This is a genomic window from Paracoccus sp. FO-3, from assembly GCF_006386455.1.
GTDB lineage: Bacteria > Pseudomonadota > Alphaproteobacteria > Rhodobacterales > Rhodobacteraceae > Paracoccus > Paracoccus versutus.
On the sequence record NZ_VCBQ01000103.1, the window covers coordinates 1 to 17,327 of the forward strand.

At 68.3% G+C, this 17,327-nt stretch carries 15 protein-coding genes; 9 read left to right on the forward strand and 6 right to left on the reverse strand.

The genetic code is table 11. The features are described from left to right. Positions 1-101 precede the first annotated feature (101 nt). The 9 genes from FE811_RS21330 to FE811_RS21370 all read left to right on the forward strand — a co-directional run bounded on the left by FE811_RS21330 (position 102) and on the right by FE811_RS21370 (position 10,478). Positions 102-989 carry a LysR family transcriptional regulator gene (locus tag FE811_RS21330; RefSeq protein ID WP_052096272.1) on the forward strand — a complete coding sequence of 296 codons (888 nt, stop codon included), beginning with the start codon at positions 102-104 and terminating at the stop codon, positions 987-989. 257 nt (positions 990-1,246) lie between these two features. Beyond that, complete coding sequence (locus FE811_RS21335; RefSeq protein ID WP_244294828.1) at positions 1,247-3,304, forward strand: hydantoinase/oxoprolinase family protein; 2,058 nt, start codon at positions 1,247-1,249, stop codon at positions 3,302-3,304. After that, the gene (locus tag FE811_RS21340; RefSeq protein ID WP_116220434.1) at positions 3,297-4,985 is read left to right on the forward strand and encodes a hydantoinase B/oxoprolinase family protein; all 1,689 of its coding nucleotides are present in this window, start codon (positions 3,297-3,299) and stop codon (positions 4,983-4,985) included. Before FE811_RS21335 ends, FE811_RS21340 begins: the two co-directional genes overlap by 8 nt. Positions 4,986-5,031: 46 nt before the next feature. After that, on the forward strand, positions 5,032-6,021 hold the full coding sequence (locus FE811_RS21345; protein ID WP_166435370.1) for a TRAP transporter substrate-binding protein: 990 nt from the start codon (positions 5,032-5,034) through the stop codon (positions 6,019-6,021). A 58-nt stretch (positions 6,022-6,079) separates the two neighbouring features. Beyond that, entirely contained in the window at positions 6,080-6,595 is a 516-nt protein-coding gene (locus FE811_RS21350) for a TRAP transporter small permease subunit (protein WP_052096274.1), read from the forward strand. Positions 6,596-6,599: 4 nt separating this feature from the next. Beyond that, complete coding sequence (locus FE811_RS21355; protein WP_116220432.1) at positions 6,600-7,913, forward strand: TRAP transporter large permease; 1,314 nt, start codon at positions 6,600-6,602, stop codon at positions 7,911-7,913. A gap of 14 nt (positions 7,914-7,927) precedes the next feature. Further along, positions 7,928-8,668: an SDR family oxidoreductase gene (locus FE811_RS21360; RefSeq protein WP_116220431.1), complete on the forward strand. Its 741-nt coding sequence runs from the start codon at positions 7,928-7,930 to the stop codon at positions 8,666-8,668. Then, positions 8,665-9,693, forward strand: coding sequence for a Gfo/Idh/MocA family protein (locus tag FE811_RS21365; RefSeq protein ID WP_116220430.1), 1,029 nt, complete (start codon positions 8,665-8,667; stop codon positions 9,691-9,693). The genes FE811_RS21360 and FE811_RS21365 overlap by 4 nt, the downstream gene beginning before the upstream one ends. Positions 9,694-9,740: 47 nt before the next feature. Continuing rightward, entirely contained in the window at positions 9,741-10,478 is a 738-nt protein-coding gene (locus FE811_RS21370; RefSeq protein ID WP_166435369.1) for a GntR family transcriptional regulator, read from the forward strand. Between the two features lie 9 nt (positions 10,479-10,487). Here the strand turns inward: FE811_RS21370 and FE811_RS21375 are convergent, their stop codons facing one another. The 6 genes from FE811_RS21375 to FE811_RS21400 form a co-directional block, all read right to left on the reverse strand. Then, a complete protein-coding gene (locus FE811_RS21375) occupies positions 10,488-11,168 on the reverse strand; it encodes an exopolysaccharide biosynthesis protein (RefSeq protein ID WP_084197434.1) in 681 nt (226 codons plus the stop codon). A 183-nt stretch (positions 11,169-11,351) separates the two neighbouring features. Beyond that, positions 11,352-12,272 carry a carbohydrate kinase gene (locus tag FE811_RS21380; RefSeq protein ID WP_116220428.1) on the reverse strand — a complete coding sequence of 307 codons (921 nt, stop codon included), beginning with the start codon at positions 12,270-12,272 and terminating at the stop codon, positions 11,352-11,354. Positions 12,273-12,290: 18 nt separating this feature from the next. Continuing rightward, entirely contained in the window at positions 12,291-13,577 is a 1,287-nt protein-coding gene (locus tag FE811_RS21385; RefSeq protein ID WP_072463746.1) for a zinc ribbon domain-containing protein, read from the reverse strand. Position 13,578: 1 nt separating this feature from the next. After that, entirely contained in the window at positions 13,579-14,718 is a 1,140-nt protein-coding gene (locus tag FE811_RS21390; protein WP_116220427.1) for an SPFH domain-containing protein, read from the reverse strand. A gap of 82 nt (positions 14,719-14,800) precedes the next feature. Beyond that, a complete protein-coding gene (locus FE811_RS21395; protein ID WP_116220426.1) occupies positions 14,801-15,829 on the reverse strand; it encodes a DUF2927 domain-containing protein in 1,029 nt (342 codons plus the stop codon). Then, the gene (locus FE811_RS21400) at positions 15,826-17,001 is read right to left on the reverse strand and encodes a toxic anion resistance protein (RefSeq protein ID WP_036748986.1); all 1,176 of its coding nucleotides are present in this window, start codon (positions 16,999-17,001) and stop codon (positions 15,826-15,828) included. Before FE811_RS21400 ends, FE811_RS21395 begins: the two co-directional genes overlap by 4 nt. Between the last annotated feature and the right edge of the window lie 326 nt (positions 17,002-17,327).

Here is a 17,327-nt window from a genome sequence, read left to right on the forward strand (position 1 = left end):
TCCCCGCCGGAGGCAAGCAGCGGGGAAGGCACGGCAGGCGGCGCATTTGCGGCCTGGCCTCGAATTCGCTATGCCCGCCTGAGGAATTATGAGCCGGCGTCATGCGCGAACTTCCCCATCTCGTCTATCTCCAGGCCTTCGAGGCGGCGGCGCGGCATCTGAGCTTTACCCGCGCCGCGGACGAGCTGAACTGCACGCAGGCGGCCATCAGCCAGCGGGTGCGGGCGCTCGAGCAGTATTTCGGCCGCCCGCTGTTTCGGCGCCAGGCGAGCGGCCTGGAACTCAGCTCTGCCGGAAAGGCCTATCTGCCCGGCATCACCCAGGCCCTCGACATGGCCGAGGCGGCGACCAGGGGGCTGACGGGGCGCCGCGAACGGCAGGGCATCACCGTCTCGGCGCCGATCTCGTTTCTGAACCTGTGGATGGCGCCGCGGCTTGGCGAATTCCTGGCCGGCCATCCCGGCATCGCCGTGCAGCTGAACAGCTCGATCTGGACCGATCCGAACATCGACCTGGCGGATGTCAGCTTCGCCTTTGAAAAGCCGGAGCTGATCGCGCCCGAGGCGATCGTCCTGTGCAGCGAGCGGCTGGTCCTGGTCGGCGCCGGCCGGCATGCCGAATCCGCGGCGCGCAGCACCCCCTTGCAGGAGATCCCCCAGATCGAGATCCAGGGGAAATACTCGCTCTGGGACATATGGTCGGATGGGATGGGCCTGCGCCGGACACCCGGCCTGCCGCTGCTGCGGGTCGATACCGCCGTCTCGGCGCTGGAACTGGCCGCGGCCGGGGCGGGGCTGACGGTGCTTTATTCGACCTATGCCGAAAGGCTGCTGGCCGGCGGCAGCATCACCGCGCCGCTGGGGCCGGGCGTCGCCGTGCCGCATGTGCTGGCGATGAGCCGCAACCCGAAGCGCAAGGAAACCGGCGCGGTCCGCAGCTTCATGGAATGGGTGTCGGGCCATTTCTCCGGCGATCCTGCGGCCCGCTAGCCCGCCCGGTCCTTGCGCCGGCATTCGGGGTTTTTCGCATCACGCATGGCTGTTTTCCGCGCGCTCTGCCCGGCGCGTGGGCAGGGGCCGGCGCGCCCGGTTTCAGAATCCAGTTTGAACACCGAAACGCGATTTTCTTGCCTGCGAGGCGTCGGAATCATTTGACGCAGGGCATCCGATTTGCATACTGAATTTCAAGAATCGAATTTCCCGGCCTGGATCGCCGCGAAATTCATTGGAAATTTCAGGAGCATATGATGGGAGACTGGGTAATCGGGGTCGATGTCGGCGGAACCTTCACCGATTTTTCGGCGCGGCGGTTGTCGACGGGGCAATCGGTCCTGCACAAGCGGCCTTCGACGCCGCATGATCCGTCCGAGGCGATCTTGAACGGGTTGCGGGAATTGCAGGACAAGGCCGGGATCGACGGCGAGGACATCGTCCGCTTCGCCCATGGCACCACGGTGGCGACGAACGCGCTGCTTCAGCGCAAGGGGCCGAAAACCGGGCTGGTGACGACCAAGGGCTTTCGCGACCTGCTGGAGATCGGCCGCCAGGTCCGCCCGGCCATCTACGACCTGCAGACCGACGCGCCGCCGCCCCTGGTCGAGCGCGAGCATCGCCTGGAGGTCTGCGAGCGGATCGGCCCCCGCGGCGAGGCGATCGTCGCGCTGACCGAGGCCGAGATCGATGCCATCATTGCGGAACTCGGCCCGATGAGCGACGTGGAATCGCTGGCCGTCTGCCTGATCTTCTCCTTCCTGAACCCGGAGCATGAAGAGCGGATCGCGGCGGCGCTGCGCCGGGCCTATCCCGACCTCTACGTCTCGATCTCGAGCGAGGTGCATCCCGAGTTCCGCGAATACGAGCGTTTCTCGACCACGGTCATCAACGCCTTCCTGCAACCCGAGGTCAGCCGCTACATGGACCGGCTGAGCGCGGCGATCCAGAAGACGGCGCCCAAGGCCGCCCTGGGCATCTTCCAGTCGGCGGGCGGGCTGATGTCGATCGAGCTGGCCTCGCGCTTTCCGGTGCGCACGGCGCTTTCCGGGCCGGCCGCGGGTGCGGTGGGTGCGGCCGCGGCCGCGGCCATGTCGGGGATCGAGGACATCATCACCCTGGACATCGGCGGAACCAGCACCGATGTCGCGCTGATCCAGGGCGGCAAGGTCGGCACCTCGAACCTGCGCGACATCGCCGGTTTCCGCATCCGCCTGCCCACGGTCGACATTCACACCGTCGGCGCCGGCGGCGGCTCGATCGCGCATCTGGGCGCCGACGGGCTGCTGAAGGTCGGCCCGATGAGCGCGGGGGCGGTGCCGGGCCCGGCCTGCTATGCGCGCGGCGGCGACAAGCCCACGGTCTCGGATGCGAACGTGGTGCTGGGCCGGCTGCCGGCGCGGCTGGCCGACGGCTTCAGGATCGACGCCGACCTGGCCAGGGCCGCCGTCGCCCGGATCAGCGAGCCGCTGGGCGTATCACTGGAGAAGGCCGCGCATGGCATCGTCAGCGTCGCCGCCTCGAACATGGCGCGGGCCATCCGCGCGGTCTCGATCGAGAAGGGGCAGGATCCGCGCGACTATACGCTGATGTGCTTTGGCGGCGCGGGGGGCCTGCATGCCGCGGACGTGGCCGAGATCCTGGCCATGCGCCGCATCCTGGTCCCGCGCGCGCCGGGCATCCTGTGCGCCGAGGGGCTGATCGTCTCGGACCTGCAGGAGAACTACGTCACCACCTGCCGCTGCCCGCTGGACGGCGACCTGGCCGTCATCGCCGAGTCGATCGGCCGGCTGGGCGCGCAGGCCGAGGAATGGCTGGCCGCCGATGCCGAGGATGCCGCCCATGTCGTCAGCCGCAGCCAGACCGTCATCCTGGACCTGCGCTATATCGGGCAGAACTACGAATTGCCGGTCGAACTGGGCACCAGCCGACACGCCCCCGCGCTGCCCCCGGTCGAAGAGCTGAAGCAGGCCTTCTTCCGCCAGCACGAGGCGGCCTATGGCCATTGCAACCCCGACGCCCCGGTCGAGGTGGTCAACGTCCGCATCCGGGCGACGATGGAATTCGCCAAGCAGGCGGTCGATGCGGCGCGCCCGGCGGGCGAGGCCAAGCCCGCCGCGACCGAGCAGATCTGGTTCGAGCAGACCGGCTTCGTGCCGACCCCGGTCTATGCCCGCGACGGACTGGCCGAGGGCGTCGGCATCATCGGCCCGGCGCTCATCACCCAGTTCGACACCACGACGCTGGTGCCGCCCGGATGGACGCTTCGCATTGATGGCGCAATGAACATGATTATGGAACGCAACGATGACTAAACCCCTGTCGCTGGATCCGATCACCATCGAAATCAGCTGGAACAGCCTGCGGTCGATCGCCGACGAATGCTTCCTGACGCTGATGCGCAGCGCATTCTCGACCAATATCAAGGAGCGCCACGACCATTCGACCGCCATCGCCGACCGCAACGGCCGGCTGATCGTCCAGGCGGAAAACGCGCTGCCGATCCACCTGGCCTCGATGTCGGGGCTGATCGGCCTGATCCTGGAGCAATATGAAGGCAGCCTGACGCCGGGCGACATCTTCATCGCCAACGACCCGCATGTCGCGGGCGGCTCGCACCTGCCCGACATCAACATGGCGATGCCGATCTTCGACGGCGACCGGCTGCTGGGCTTCGTGGCCAATATCGTCCACCATGCCGACGTCGGCGGCGCCTCGGTCGGCTCGATGTCGGGCGGGCTGAACGAGATCTACAAGGAGGGGCTGCGCATCCCGATCCTGCGCCTGTTCCGCAAGGGCGAGCGCTGCGACGACATCATGCGCCTGCTGCTGCTGAACATGCGCCTGCCGGACGAGCGGCTGGGCGACCTGAACGCGCAGATCGCGGCGGTCAAGCTGGGCGTCAAGCGCATCGGCGAGATGGTGGCGCGGCATGGCGCCGACCACCTGGCGGCCCTGTGCGACGAGATCGTCAGCCGCACCAACCAGCGGATGCGCAAGGCGATCGCCGGGGTGGCGGACGGCGAATACAGCTTTGCCGATGTCATGGACGACGACGGGCTGGGCACCGAGGACGTCAGGATCGCCCTGACCGTCAGGAAGGCGGGCGAGAAGGTGGTCTTCGACTTCACCGGCACCTCGCCGCAGGTTCCGGGCAATTTCAACATGACGCTGAACACCACGAAATCGGCGGTCTGCTATGCGCTCAAGGCGCTGCTGGACCCCGAGGTGCCGAACAACCAGGGCATCTTCGACGCGATCGAGATCCGGGCCGAGCCGGGCAGTTTCGTGAACTGCGCCCATCCGGCGGGCGTCGCCATGCGCGCCAATTCCTGCCAGCGCGTGGTGGACGTGGTGCTGGGCGCCTTTGCCGAGGCGCTGCCCGGCCGCGTCATCGGCGCGGCCAACGGCGCCAATACCAGCGCGGTCTTTGCCGGCACCGATCCGCAGACCGGCCATTCCTATGTCTACCTGGAAACGCTGGGCGGCGGCATGGGCGCGCGCGCGGCCAAGGACGGCAAGGACGGCGTCCAGGTCCATATCACCAACACCGCCAACCTGCCGGTCGAGGCGATCGAGCTGGAATACCCGCTGCGCGTCGAGGAATATTCGCTGATCACCGATTCCGGCGGCGCGGGCAAGCACCGCGGCGGCATGGGCATCCGCCGTGCCATCCGCCCCATCGGCCATCTTTGCGAGTTCAACGGCGTCGGCGACCGCTTCCGCCACCGGCCCTGGGGCATCTTCGGCGGCATGCCGGGCGCGACGGGCCAGTTCCGCCTGCGCAACGACGACGGCTCGTCCAGGGATCTGCCCTCGAAGATCACCGGCATCTTCGTCACCGACGAAACCGTGGTCGTCATCGAGACCCCCGGCGCCGGCGGCTATGGCGACCCGCGCGAGCGGACGCCCGAAGCGATCCGCGAGGATCTGGCCTCGGGCAAGTTCACCGCGGATTTCGTGGCCGCGCATTACGCGCCGCAAAAGGTCGCCTAGGGCCAGGGCCCGGTGCGGCCCGCAGTTCAACAGAGAGGAAAAACAAATGCAAAACAGAATCCTGAGCGCGGCATTTTCCCTGGTGGCCCTGTCGGGCGCCGCCTTGGCGCAAAGCCATTCCTGGGATCTTGCCAACGAATACGGCGAAAGCACCATCATGGGCCAGGCGGACAAGGTGTTCATCGAGGCGGTCCACGAAGCCTCGGGCGGGGACATCAAGATCACCGGCCATTACGGCGGCTCGATCGGCTACAAGTCGGTGGACCAGTTCGACGCGGTGGGCGACGGCGCGCTGGACATGGCCGATACCATCACCACCTCGCTGTCGGGCATCGAGCCGCTGTTCCTGCTGTCGTCCCTGCCCTTCGTCGCCAATACCAACGCCGATGCGAAGCTGCTTTGGGACGTCGCGCGCCCGCATTACGAGGCGGTGTTCGAAAAGCACAACCAGGTGCTGCTCTGGGCGACGCCCTGGCCGCCCTCGGGCATCTGGGCGCAGGCGCCGATCACCGCCGAGGGCGACATGGCCGGGCTGAAGATCCGCGGCTGGGATGCCAGCGGCGTGCGCACCCTGTCCAATGCCGGCTCGACGGCCGTCCAGATCAGCTGGGCCGACACCGTCCCGCAGCTTGCCGCGGGCAGCATCAACTCGGTGCTGACCTCGGCGGATGGCGGCGCCAGTTCCAAGTTCTGGGAATTCCTCGATAACTTCACCGCGGTGAACTATTCGATGGCGCTGAACATGACGCATATGAACAAGGACATCTACGACAGCCTGACCCTGGAACAGCAGGCCATCATCCGCGATGCCGCCGAAAAGGCCAGCGATGCGGCCTGGGCCGACCTGGAAAAGCGCGTGGCGCAGAATTTCGAGGAGATGCGCGCCAACGGCGTCGCCATCACCACCGACGTGCCGCCCGAATTTCTGGAGTTCCTGCGCCAGTCCGGCCAGGAGGTCTATGACGAATGGCTGAAGGCCGTCGGCCCCGTCGGCCAGCAGATCCTGGACGAATACGCCGCAAAGCGCGGTTCGTGACCCGGCAGGGCGCGCAGGGATTGCGCGCCCCCATCGCAATCATCATGAGGTCGGAAACATGCTTTCGCGTGCGGTCATTCGCATATCGGAAATCTGCTCGGGCGCCGGGATAGCGGTTTCGGCCGCGCTTCTGGTCTATATCGTCGTCCACATCATCCTTGAAATCATCCTGCGCAACTTCTTCGCCAGCTCGACCAACTCGATGGGCGAATATGTCGGCTATGCGACCGGGGCGATGGCCTTCCTGGCGATGGGCCACACCTTCATGAGCCGCAAGCACGTGCGCGTCAGCCTGCTGCGCCGCTTCCTGCGCGGCCGGGCCGCCATCGCGGTCGAATTGTTCTGCGTTGCGACGACCTTCGCGATGTTCGCCTTCATGGCCCGCTATATCTGGCTGATCCTGGTGCGCGACTTCCTGCGCGGCTCGGTCAGCCCCGGCCTGACGGCGACGCCGACCTGGTATATCGCCGCGGCGATCTTCGCCGGGCTGGTCATCTTCCTGATCCAGCTGGTCGCATCCGCGCTCGACACCGTGATCCACGGCGTCCCCGAAGAGCATATCGAGGGAGAATGAACCAATGGAATCCCTGATCGTCGCCTTCGGCGTCCTTGCCCTCGTCATCTTTTTCCTGGGGATCGGCGTCTGGGTCTTTGCCGGGCTGCTTGTCGTCAGCACCCTGGGCCTGGCGCTGTTCATCGACATGCCCGTCCACCGCATCGGTACCATCCTGGCGCCGCTGGTCATCCGCAGCTCGACCGCATGGGAGCTGTCGGCCATCCCGATGTTCATCTGGATGGGAGAGATCATCCTGCGCACCGACGTCTCGACCCGGCTGTTCCGCGGGCTGTCGCCGCTGACCTATTACCTGCCCGGCCGGATGCTGCACACCAACATCTTCGGCTCGGCCGTCTTTGCCGCCATCTGCGGATCGAGCGCGGCGACCACCGCCACGGTCGGCAAGATCACCATCCCCGAGCTGAAGAAACGCGGCTATTCCAGCGCGCTTTCCTATGGCTCGCTGGCCGGGGCGGGCAGCCTGGGCCTGCTGATCCCGCCCTCGATCATGATGATCGTCTATGGCGTGCTGGCCGAGGTCTCGATCTCGCGGCTGTTCGCGGCGGGGCTGATCCCCGGCCTGATGATCGCCGGGATCTATTCGGTCTATGTCATCATCTACAGCCTGATCCGGCCGGCGGTGGCGCCCGCCGACACCACCGCCCCGACCTTGCGCGAGATGCTGGTCGGCATCGCCAACCTGGCCCCGATCGGCATCCTGATCGGCGTGGTGCTGGGCGCGATCTATTCCGGCCTGGCCACGCCTTCGGAAACGGCGGCGATCGGGGTGGCGGTGACGCTGGTCTATGCGGCCTGCACCTGGCAGCTGTCGTGGGAAACGTTCATCGCCAGCCTCAAGGCTTCGGTCCATACCAGCTGCATGATCTCGGCCATCATGATCGGCGCGGCCTTCATGTCCACCGCCATGGGCTTCATGCACGTGCCCCACAACATCGCCGCGGTGATCGACGGGCTGGCGCTGTCGCCCTATCAGCTGATCTTCATCCTGGTGCTGTTCTACCTGCTGCTGGGCATGTTCCTGGAAGGCATCTCGATGATGGTGATGAGCCTGCCGATCACGCTGCCGCTGATCCTGGCGGCGGGCTTCGACCCGATCTGGTTCGGCATCTTCCTGATCCTGATGGCGGAACTGGCGCAGATCACCCCGCCGGTGGGCTTCAACCTGTTCATCCTCCAGGATCTGACCAAGGCGTCCATCGCGCGGATCATCGTCGCCTGCGTGCCGTTCTTCTTCCTGATGTGCTTCGGCGTGGTCCTGATCACCGTCTTCCCCGAGATCGTGCTGTGGCTGCCCGACTACCTGTTCCAGAAATGAGGCGAGGCAAGGAAATGGGACGGCTGGAGAACAAGGTCTGCGTGGTGACGGGCGCGGCATCGGGCATCGGCCGGGAAACCGCGCTTGCCTATCTGCGCGAGGGGGCAAGGGTCCATGCGCTCGACCGCGACGAACGGGGGCTGGCGGAACTGGCGGCCCGGCACCCCGGCCTGCGCGTCGCCCGCATCGACGTCACCGATGCGGCGGCAGTCGAGGCCTTCCACGCCGGGCTGGAGCGGCTGGACGTGCAGGTCAACTGCGCCGGCATGGTCGCGGTCGGCAACCTGCAAGCCTGCACGGCCGAGGATTGGCAAAGGTCGCTGGACCTGAACGCGACCTCGGTCTTTCTGATGATGCGGGCGGCGGTCGGGCGGATGGTGCCGCAAAAGGGCGGCAGCATCATCAACGTCGCCTCGGTCATCTCGTCCATCGGGGCGGCGCCGGACCGCTTTGCCTATGGCGCGACCAAGGCGGCGGTGATCGGCATGACCAAATCGGTCGCCCGAGACTATGCCTCGGCCAATATCCGCTGCAATGCCATCTGCCCCTCGGCCGTCGAGACGCCCTCGATGACCGCGCGGATCGAGGCCATGCCCGACAGCGCCGCCGCGCGCCGCGACTTTGCCGCGCGCCAGCCGCTTGGCCGCATGGGAACCCCGGCCGAGATCGCGGAACTGGCGGTCTATCTTGCCTCGGATCTGTCGGCGTTCATGACCGGCAGCCAGCTGGTGATTGACGGGGGTGCGAAGCTGTGACGGAAATCGCACCCCTGCGCGCGGCGATCGTGGGCCTGGGCCGCTGGGGCCAGAACCTGGTCCGGGCCAATGCCGGCAATCCCGGCTCCGCCCTGCGCTTTACCCATGCCGCCACCCGTTCGCCCGCCAAGGCCCAGGATTTCTGCCGCGACCAGGGGCTGGCGCTGCTGCCGGGCCTGGACGCGGTGCTGCAAGAGGGCGAGGTCGATGCCGTCGTCCTGGCCACGCCGCACAGCCAGCACGGCGCGCAGATCCGCCGGGCGGCGCAGGCGGGCAAGCATATCTTCGTGGAAAAGCCGCTGACCCTGGAGCTGGCCGAGGCCGAGGCGGCGCTGGCCGCCGCGCAGGCGGCGGGCGTCGCGCTGTGCGTGGGGTTCAACCGCCGCTTCCTGCCGGCCTTCCAGGCGCTTGCGGGACAGCTTGAAGCGGGTGCGCTGGGGCGGGCCCTGCATGTCGAGGGCGCGTTTTCCGGCGATTTCGGCTATCACTATAGCGACCAGATGTGGCGCGGCGACGACCGGGAAAACCCGGCGGGCGGCATGGCCGCGATGGGCATCCACGTCCTCGATGCGATGATCGCGCTGCTGGGGCCGGTGCGGCGGGTCTCGGCCATCAGCCGCCGCGCCGCGGTTTCGGCGCAGCTGAAGGACGTGACCAGCGTGATGCTGGATTTCGAATCGGGCGCGACCGGCAGCCTTTCGACGCTGATGGCGACCGCCGGCTTCTGGCGGCTGCACGTCTTTGGCTCGCAGGGCTGGGCGCAGATGCCGGACCAGGCCACCCTGATCACCTCGGACCTGTCGGGCCGGCAGGAGCGGCGGGCCTTCGATCCCTGCGACAGCCTGGCGCAGGAACTCGACGCCTTCGCCCGCAAGGCCCGGTCGGACCGGCCCTATCCGGTCTCGCCTCTCCAGGCGCTGCAGGGCGTGGCGGCCATGGAGGCCATCGCGATTTCCGCCGCGGCCGATGCGGAGTGGACGCAGGTCGCGCGCCCGGCTACATCCATATTGGATGCCACGGCCTGACGTGCCTGGGCCGCGGCCATTGAAAGAGAACGCATTTCGGGATGACGATGAACAGATCCGTGGATGAACGGGACGGCCAGAAAGTCGCCAGGAAGATCCGGGAGGCCATCCTGAGGCTTGAACTGCGGCCGGGGCTGGTGCTGGACGAGGCCGACCTTGCCGAGCAGATGGAGGTGTCGCGCACGCCGGTGCGCGAGGCCATCATCCAGCTGATCTCGGACGGGCTGGTCCAGCGCCACGGCCGCAAGGCCATCGTCGCGACGATGGATTTCGACGAGGTGCCCAAGCTTTACGACGCGCTGCTGGTGTCGAGCCGGCTGATCCATCGCCTGGCCGCCGAACACCGCACCGACGACGACCTCGCCGCGATCAAAAAGACCATGCTGGCCTTTGAGCGCAGCAAGGACGTGTCGAACGGCGTCGAGCGGTCCGAGGCGAACCTGCAATTCCACCTGGCGATCTCGCGCGCGGCGCATAACCGCTATTTCTCGGCTTTCTACGACAATGCGCTGCTGGGCACCATTCGCCTGGCGCGCGCCTGCTTTGCCCAGGTCAGCACGGTGGAATACCTGAACCCGACCACCAAGGAAGAGCTGGCGGCGCATCTGGCGGAAACCGAGCGCCAGCACCGCGCCCTGTATGCCGCGATCCAGGCTTGCGACATCGAGCTGGCCGACCGGTTTGCGGTGGACCATTACGTCCTGACCCGCAACCGTGTCGAGAAGGTGCTGTTCCGCATCGACCCCGCCGTGGAGGGCCTGGACCTGACGGCCGGGCTGTCCTGAGCGGGCGGTTCAGGCAAGCAGCAGGGCCAGGCCGCGGAGGAAGGCCCAGATCACGCCCCAGATGAGCGCGAAGGCCAGGACCGCAAGCAGGCTGCCGGCGATGATCCACAGCCCGTCCCGCTCCAGCACGCCAAGCGCGAGGATGGCGATGGCCAGCGCCGGCAGCATGTTGCCCAGCGGGATCGGCAGCAGCAGCACGACCGACAGCCCCAGGCACAGCCCGCCCGCCAGCCGCACCGCCAGCGGCGCGGACAGCGGCGGGATGCGGGGCGAGAGCAGCCTTTCCGCCCGGACCAGAAAGGGCGCGCTGCGCGACAGGATCGCCGCGAATTCCGTGCGCGGCAGCGATCGCTGGGCGATGAAGCGCGGCAGCCAGGGCCGCTGGCCCAGCATCATCTGGAAGGACAGATAGACCAGCGGCAGGCCCAGGATGCCCGAGGTGCCCGGCGGCATGGGCAGGATGTTGGGAAAGGCGAAGAGCAGCAGCAGCCCCGCCGTCGCCCGCCCTTCGAGCAGGACCAGCAGGTCGGTGACGCTGATCCGGTCGCGGCCGGCGTCGCCGGCGATCCGGGTCAGCACGTCCGAAAGATGCTGGCGCCGCCGGGGCGGGCCGTGCCCCGGCCGCGGGCCTCGGTCCCCTGCCGCCGGACCGGGATCGCCTGTGGGCGGGCTTTCGCCTGGCGCAGGCATTCTGTCTCCTGACGGTTGCCGCGGTTCGGTGGTTCTATCTTGGGTCGGGCGGCCGGGGTTTCAAGGCGGAAATGCCTTGTCGTCCGCTTGCCAGGCGGCTTCCCGAGGCGCGCGGCGGCCTGGGGTTGCCGCCTTGGCGTTCGGGTATTTGGGCAACAGAGAAGATGCGGGTGCCCGCGCCATTCAGCCCGGCAGGGCGGCCAGTTCATGCGCCCAGGGCGGGTTGGCGCCGGGACGCGAGACGGTGATCGCCGCCGCGCGGGTGCCGAGCGCCAGCGCCTGGGCGATGGATTCCGGCGCCAGCGCCTCCAGCCCCTTGCGCGTCAGCACGCCGGCGCGGTCCAGCGCGGCCAGCACCCCGGCGTTGAAGGTGTCGCCGGCGCCGATGGTGTCGGCGACCTCGACCCGGACCGCCTGGGCGGCCAGCGGCGCGCCCGACCAATGCGCCCGCGCCCCGGCCGAGCCGCCGGTCTGGAAGACCACCCGCGGCCCGCGGGAAAGGATGGCGGCGGCCGCTTCCTTGAAGCTTGTGCCGGGCATCAGCCATTCCAGGTCGTCGCCCGAAAGCTTGACCAGGTCGGCCATGGCGATGAGCCGGTCGAGCCGGGCGCGATAGGCCGCCTCGTCGGCGATGAAGAAGGGGCGGATGTTCGGGTCCAGCATCACCGGGATGCGGTGGCGGACGCGCTCCGCCAGCGCCTCGACGGCGGCGCCGCAGGGGTCGGGCACCAGGCTGATGCCGCCGATGAACAGCGCCGAGACCGTATCGGGGATCTCGGGCAGGTCATCGGGGGCGAACATGCGCCCGGCCGAGCCCTCGTCGTAGAAGGAATAGCGCGCCTCGCCCCCGGTCAGGGTCACGAAGGCCAGCGTGGTCAGCCGGTCGCTGCGCGGGCAAAGCCCGGTATCCACCCCGGCCTCGGCCAGCGGGCGCAGCAGCATCTCGCCGAAGCTGTCGCGCGAGATCGGCCAGAGATAGCCCGTGTCGATGCCCATGCGGCCAAGCGCGATGGCGGTGTTGTAGACCGCGCCCCCCGGCAGGGGACGGTAGCCGGCGCCCTCGGGCACCATGTCGATCAGCGATTCCCCGGCGCAAAGGATCATAGCCTCTCCCTTCCTTCGTCAGCCCGCTCCTGCCTCCTGATAGCGGTAACTGCCGGCGATGGAAATATCCTGCGTGACCGGCGCCGCGCCAATGCGGATGAAACCGCCCCGCTCGTTCAGCCACAGCGCGGCAAGAAGCAGGGCCAGCGCCAGCAGGACGGCGAAGGCGATCTTCCAGGCCGACCAGGGCCGTTCGCCCTGCACCCGGCCGGACTGGCCGTTGACGACGAAGCGGTAGCTCTTGCCGTTGTAGCGATAGGCGGCGGTCCAGACCGGCAGCAGGATATGCTTGAAGGTCTCGTCGCCGTAGCGGGTCTCGATGCCGGTGATGCGCTGTTCGTTGCCGCCGATGGCGCGGCGCACGTCCATGGCGATGACCCCGGCCATTTCCTGCCGGGCGATGTCATGGCCCGAGCCGAGCGGGATCGTATAGCCCTCGGCCAGGAAGCCGGCGAGGTATTCGGGCTGGTAGGGCACCAGGTGCGACAGATCCCAGGGCGTCAGCGCATCGGTGATCCGGCGCGGTAGCGAGCCTGAGGCCAAGACCAGCACGTCGTCGAAATTCCGCGCCACCTGGCCCGAGACCGGGGTCCAGCGCGTCTTGCGCACCTGCCGGGCCACGCGCTGCTGGCGGCCGTCCACCATTTGCGTGACGTAGACGGTTTCGTAATACCAGTCGCCGCGCGCGCCGCTGTAGCGCGAGGCGGTGTCGGCGTCGAAGGTCCAGAAGGGCGAATAGACCCCGCTCATCTTCTTGCCGCGCCGGGCATAGGCGGTCAGGCCCGAGGGGGCGAACCAGAGCCCGTGCAGCCAGTCCTCGAGCGCGGTCTTGGCCTGCGCCTCGGTGATGACGAAGGGCAGCAGGCCCTGCGGCTTGATCAGGCGGGTGGTGCCGGTGTCGGTCACGACGGCCGTGGCGCAGAACGGGCAGGCCGAGGCGTGGCGGTCGCTGGTGATTTCCACCTTGGCGCCGCAGTTCGGGCAGGAGAGGGTGCGCACCGTCTCGGTCAGGTCGCTGTGCTGGTCCAGCGACAGCCCGTGTTCCAGCGGCAGTTCCTGCAATTGCGGCGCCTTGTGCCCGCCGTCCCATTGCAGCGCCCGCCCGGTTGCCGGGTCCAGCAGGATGGCGCTTTCGCCCCATGGCCCCTGTTGCGCCTGGCGGGCGGGCGCGCGGGCGGGGCCGGGGCCGATATGCTGCTTATGCCCGCAATAGGGGCAGACCAGCCCCTGCTGGCCGGGCGAGAATTCCAGGCTCGCGCCGCAATTCTCGCAAGGATAGCGGTATTCCGAGGGGGGTGTCGGCATCTCAGCCCTTGGGCAGCGGCGGGGGCGGCGGCGCGACGGTGAAGAGCTGGGCGAGTTCGGCGACCTCCTCGGCCGGTTTCCAGCCGTCCTGGCCGGGGGTCCAGACCAGCGTCTCGCGGGTGAAGGCCCCCTCGCGCACCAGGCGGCCGAGATGGGCGCGGCCATAGGGGCCGTCGGCCTGGCCGTTCACGGCGATGTGCCAGACCGTCTCGGGGTGGTGCAGCGGCGGTGGGGTTTGCGGGGCCTGTTGGGGCGCCTGCTGCTGCGGCACAGCGCCCCAGGGGCCGCGCTGCGCCATGGCGGCGCCCAGCCCCGCGCCCATTCCCGCACCCAGGCCGGCGCCGATGCCCGTGCCCATGCCGCCCGGCTGGTTCGAGGCGTTCAGCATCGCCTCGGACGCGGCATATTGGCCAAAGCGGTTCAGGTCGCCGACGATGCCCATCGAGGTGCGCTTGTCGAGCATCCGTTCCACCTCGTCGGGCAGGCTGATGTTCTCGATGTAGAATTCCGGGATGGTCAGGCCATAGGCGGCGACGGTCGGGCTGATCGCCTTGGCGACCATCTGGCCCAGGTCGCCGGTGTTCGCCGCCATGTCGAGGACCGGGATGCCCGAGCCGGCGATCATGCGCGAAAACTCCTGCACGATGATGTTGCGCAGCTGGAAGCTGATCTCGTCGCGGGTGAATTCGCCGTCGGTGCCGACGATCTCGGTCATGAAGCGGCCGGGGTCGGTCACGCGCATGGAATAGGTGCCGAAGGCGCGGATGCGCACCGGGCCGAATTCCGGGTCGCGGGCGATCACCGGGTTCTTGGTGCCCCATTTCAGGTCGTTGAAGCGGGTGGTGTTGACGAAATAGACCTCGGACTTGAACGGGCTGCGAAAGCCGTGGTCCCAGTGCTGCAGCCGGGTCAGGACCGGCAGGTTGTTGGTCTCCAGCATGTAGAGGCCGGGCTGGAACACGTCGGCCAGCTGGCCTTCATGGATGAAGACGGCGGCCTGGCCCTCGCGCACGGTCAGCTTGGCGCCGTATTTGATCGCCTTGCCGACGGTCGGGTAGCGATAGACCATGGTGTCGCGCGAGTCGTCGGTCCATTCGATGATCTCGATGAACTCGCCGCCGAGGATGTCGAAGATGCTCATGGGGGGCTGCCTTTCGCTCTGCGGGACGCTTGCCCGCGATAGTGACCCGCAGCGGCCCGGCGTCAAGCCCCCGGACGGCGGCTCATGCTTCGGTCTCCAGCAATTCGCGGGCGATCTGCAGCACGATGGGGCGGGCCTCGGCCTCGGTCATGCCTGGACGCAGCCGGGCGTCGTAGAGGATCTGCAGCAGCAGCTCGTCATGCCGGGTCAGGTAGGCGAATTCTTCGTTGTCGTTGAAGATCGAGGGCCGCGCGCGCGGGCTGTCATTGGCCAGCCCCATGCCCTGGGCCAGTTCCTCGTGGATGCAGGAGCGGCGCAGGCGCGGCGGCAGTTCCGCCCGGATCAGCGCCACCGCCTGGGCATAGACCGGGGAATTGCCGTTGGAATAGGCAAAGACCGTGCAATAGTTCTGCGGCGCCAGGTCGCGCAGCGCGGCGATGTCGCCGGGCGGGATGCCGGGCACCAGCGCGGCCAGGCGCGGGCCGACGGCGCGGCGCTCGTCCTCGTTCAGGATCAGCACGGCGACATTGCCGGCGCCGCCCGTCACCGCGACCGGATGGCCGCTGATGCGGGCAAGCCGGGCGGCGAAGCCCGCGATCTCGGCGCGGTCGCGGGCGCGCTGGTCGGGGGCGACCGAATCGCCGAATTCCAGCCGCAGCAGCACCGGCTGCTGCCAGCGCCGCAGCGGCGCCGGCGTGGGGCGCGAGACCAGCTTGCCGCCCTCGCGCACATATTCGTCGTAGAGCGCGACCTCGATGAAGGTGTCGGTCAGCTTTTCCGGGGTCAGCGCGATTTCGTCGCCGCTGTCGATGCGCAGCCGGCCGCGGGCGATCAGCGCCTGCTCGACGCCGGCGAGGTAGTCGCGCATGTTGCGGCTGGCGGGCGAGGTGGCTGCGGCCTCGGCGCGGGCGGTGGCGGCACGGGCGCTTTCGGCGCGTTCCCGGCGCAGGGCCGCCTGGTCGACCGGCGGGTCGGGACGTTCGGGCGGCGGCGGGGCCTCGACCGGGGTGGGCGGCGCCTCGGCCGGCGGCTCGGGCGCGCAGGCGGCAAGCAGCGCCAGCAAGGCCAGCGCAAGGGACAGGGGCAGGCGAGATCGGGCTGGCAGGGTCACGGCGTCTTTGCTGCGGGGGTTGCGGATCGGGCGCTGGCCGAGGCGAGGGTCTTGCGCAATTCGGCCTCCATCACCTTCAGATCCTCTTCTGCGGCGGCGCGGCGGGTGCGGCCTTCGTCGGCGATGCGCAGGCTGTCCTCGATGGTCGAGATCAGCTCGGCATTGGCGGTGCGCACCGCCTCGATGTCGAAGACGCCGCGCTCCACCTGGGTGCGGATCTGGGCATTGGCCTCGCGCAGGTTCTTCGCGTTGGCGGTCAAGAGGTCGTTGGTCAGGTCGTTGGCTTCCTTGACCGCGCGGGCGGCCTCGGCGCTGCGCTGGATGGTGACGGCTTGGGCCAGCTGCGTTTCCCACAGCGGCACGGTGTTCACCAGCGTGGAATTGATCTTTGTCACCAGGGACTTGTCGTTCTCCTGCACCAGCCGGATCGAGGGCAGCGACTGCATCGTCACCTGCCGGGTCAGCTTGAGGTCGTGGACCCGCCGCTCCAGGTCGTCGCGGGCCGAGCGCAGGTCGCGCAGCTCCTGCGCCGCCATGACCTTGTCGTTCTCGGCCGCGGATTCGACGGCGGCTTCCCTGGCGGGGATCTCGTCGCGGTCGATCTGCGCCAGCTTCTCCTCGCCCGCGGCGATGTAGAGCGCCAGTTCGTCATAGAAGTTCAGCGTGCGCTCATAAAGCAGGTCCAGCGACCTGATGTCCTTGAGCAGCCGGTGCTGGTGCTGGTCCAGATCCATGGCGATGCGGTCGATCTGGCCCTGCACCTCTTCGTAATTGGCCACGAACTTGGCAAAGGGCGCGGTGCGGCCCAGCAGCCTTTCCCACCAGCTGCGCTCGCGCCGCACGTCGAGTTCGCTGACGGAAAAGCCGCGGATGGTGGTCACGATCTCGCGCAGCGACTCGCCGGCGGGGCCCACGTCCTTGTTCTTGACGTCCGCCAGCATCGCCTGGCTGATTTCCTGCAGCTCGTTCTGGGCGCGGGCGCCGAAATGCACGATCGAGCCCGAGTCGCGGATGTCGACCTCGGCCATGCGCTTGCGGATCTCCTCGGCGATGGCAGGCTCGGCCTCGGTCAGCGTCGGCGCGGCGGCGGGGGGTTCGGGCAGGACGACCGCGGTCACGGTCTGGATCTCGTCCAAGGCGGCTTGGGCGCTGGCCTGCGTCTGGGTGGTCATCCGGCGTCGTCCTTTCGTGATGGAACAAGGGCCCGGTTGCAGAATAGGCCGTTTGCAGCCGAGTTCAACGAGAGGCCGGCGCGAAGGTTCCCTTTGCCTTTCCGGTGTTGCCATCCTGCCGGAAAGCGGGCGAGCGGCGCGGCGAATCGCCGGGCAGCCGCGCATGAAAAATGGCGGCCCCGGCCAGCGGGACCGCCACGCATCGCCCGGACGGGGCGCGCTACTGCGGCTTGACCAGGACCAGGTCGTTCGGGCGGCGCTGGCTTTCGNCGCCAGGTAGCTGTCATGGTCCGAAACGCTGATCAGCCGCGCCACGTTGCCCTCGC

Bases quoted from the DNA above. Each gene is read 5' to 3' on its own strand.
- FE811_RS21380 (WP_116220428.1), bottom strand. From the start codon at position 12,272: ATGATCCTTTGCGCCGGGGAATCGCTGATCGACATGGTGCCCGAGGGC.
- FE811_RS21355 (WP_116220432.1), top strand. From the start codon at position 6,600: ATGGAATCCCTGATCGTCGCCTTCGGCGTCCTTGCCCTCGTCATCTTT.
- FE811_RS21370 (WP_166435369.1), top strand. From the start codon at position 9,741: ATGAACAGATCCGTGGATGAACGGGACGGCCAGAAAGTCGCCAGGAAG.
- FE811_RS21375 (WP_084197434.1), bottom strand. From the start codon at position 11,168: ATGCCTGCGCCAGGCGAAAGCCCGCCCACAGGCGATCCCGGTCCGGCG.
- FE811_RS21400 (WP_036748986.1), bottom strand. From the start codon at position 17,001: ATGACCACCCAGACGCAGGCCAGCGCCCAAGCCGCCTTGGACGAGATC.
- FE811_RS21335 (WP_244294828.1), top strand. From the start codon at position 1,247: ATGGGAGACTGGGTAATCGGGGTCGATGTCGGCGGAACCTTCACCGAT.
- FE811_RS21385 (WP_072463746.1), bottom strand. From the start codon at position 13,577: ATGCCGACACCCCCCTCGGAATACCGCTATCCTTGCGAGAATTGCGGC.
- FE811_RS21390 (WP_116220427.1), bottom strand. From the start codon at position 14,718: ATGAGCATCTTCGACATCCTCGGCGGCGAGTTCATCGAGATCATCGAA.
- FE811_RS21350 (WP_052096274.1), top strand. From the start codon at position 6,080: ATGCTTTCGCGTGCGGTCATTCGCATATCGGAAATCTGCTCGGGCGCC.
- FE811_RS21360 (WP_116220431.1), top strand. From the start codon at position 7,928: ATGGGACGGCTGGAGAACAAGGTCTGCGTGGTGACGGGCGCGGCATCG.
- FE811_RS21340 (WP_116220434.1), top strand. From the start codon at position 3,297: ATGACTAAACCCCTGTCGCTGGATCCGATCACCATCGAAATCAGCTGG.
- FE811_RS21330 (WP_052096272.1), top strand. From the start codon at position 102: ATGCGCGAACTTCCCCATCTCGTCTATCTCCAGGCCTTCGAGGCGGCG.
- FE811_RS21345 (WP_166435370.1), top strand. From the start codon at position 5,032: ATGCAAAACAGAATCCTGAGCGCGGCATTTTCCCTGGTGGCCCTGTCG.